The organism is Tistlia consotensis USBA 355, from assembly GCF_900177295.1.
Classification (GTDB): Bacteria; Pseudomonadota; Alphaproteobacteria; order Kiloniellales; family DSM-21159; genus Tistlia; species Tistlia consotensis.
Window position 1 is genome coordinate 1 of sequence record NZ_FWZX01000080.1, and the last position, 1,513, is coordinate 1,513.

Sequence of the window (1,513 nt, forward strand, 5' to 3'; positions counted from 1 at the left end):
GCAGGAGATATTCGGGCTGGATCCATTCTGTGGGGCGGCCTTCGTGTTTCGGTCGAAACGCGCGGACAGAGTGAAGATCCTGGTCTGGGACCGCACCGGCATGGTGCTGATCCACAAGCGCCTGGAGGGTGGCAAGTTCGTCTGGCCGCAGGTGCGTGACGGCGTGATGCGTCTGTCGGCGGCACAGTTTGCAGCGCTGTTCGAGGGCTTGGACTGGCGTCTGGTGCGGCCCGAGCGGGGTCGCCGTCCGCGGCTTGCGGGCTGAGCTGCGGCAGAGTGACTCGGGGCCCGCATTGGCGATGGCGGGGGCGGCGGATCTGTGGTTGAACCGACGCATGAACGTCGCCGCCCTGACGCAAGAAAATGCCAGCCTGAAAGCGCAGCTGGCGCAGACCCGGGCCTCGCTGGCTGAGCACCAGGCGGCGCTGGCGCAGTCCGAGGAGGCGCGGCGCCGGCTGGAGAGCATCGTCAGCGAGCTGCGGCGTGAAAAGTTCGGTGCGAAATCGGAAAAGCTGAGCCCGGAGCAGTACAACCTGCCGCTGGAAGACATCGAGGTCGCGCAAGGGGTGCTCGATGCCGCGCAGGAAAAGGCCGAGGCCATCATCAGCGGCAAGTCGGGAGCCAAGGCGCGCAGCCGCAACCGCGGCCGTCTGCCGGCCCACCTGCCGCGGGTGGAACGGGTGATCGAGCCCGAGAGCACGATGTGCCCCTGCGGCTGCGGCGAGATGGCGAAGATCGGCGAAGACGTCTCGGAGCGGCTCGATGTGGTCCCGGCGCAACTCCGCGTGCTGGTGACGCGGCGCCCCAAATATGCTTGCCGGCGCTGCTCGGGCGCGGTCGTGCAAGCGCATGCGCCCGAACACGTGGTGCCCGGCGGATTGCCGACGGAAACGCTCATCGCCCACGTCATCGTCGCCAAGTTTGGTGACCATCTGCCCTTCTACCGGCAGGCCGACATCTACACCCGGCAGGGCATCGTGCTTGACCGGGCCACGCTCGGCAACTGGGCTGGCCGGGCATGCTTCCATCTCCGGCCGATCGCCGAGCACATGGCCAGGCATCTGGCCGCGGCAGACCGCCTGTTCATGGACGAGACCACCGCGCCGGTGCTCGATCCCGGGCGGCGACGAACCAAGAAGGGCTTCTTCTGGGCCATCACCTGCGATGACCGGGGGCACAGCGGTGGCAGCCCGCCCATCGTGCTGTTCCGATATGCACCGGGACGCAGCGGCGCATTTGCCGAAGAATTCCTGACGGGCTTTCGCGGGCGCTTGCTGCAGTGCGATGGCTATGACGGCTACGATCGGCTCACCCGCATCGAGCGGGCCGAAGGGCCATGGACGCTCGTGCATTGCTGGAGCCATCTGCGCCGGCGCTTCGTCAAGCTGGTGCGCAACGCCAAATCCCCCATCGCCGAAGCCGCCATCCGCCAGATCGCCGCGCTCTATGCGGTCGAGGCGACGGTGCGCGGCGCGCCGCCGGAAGACCGGCTTGCCGCGCGGCGGGAACACTC

Annotated in this window: 2 protein-coding genes; both read left to right on the plus strand. The window is 68.1% G+C overall.

Annotated elements, in window-relative coordinates; genetic code table 11:
- The coding region (tnpB, locus tag B9O00_RS32160) for an IS66 family insertion sequence element accessory protein TnpB (RefSeq protein WP_143596448.1) at positions 1 to 265 on the plus strand (265 nt) is incomplete at its 5' end.
- A gap of 70 nt (positions 266 to 335) precedes the next feature.
- On the plus strand, positions 336 to 1,513 hold a 1,178-nt coding region (gene tnpC / locus B9O00_RS32165; protein WP_085127554.1), incomplete at its 3' end, for an IS66 family transposase.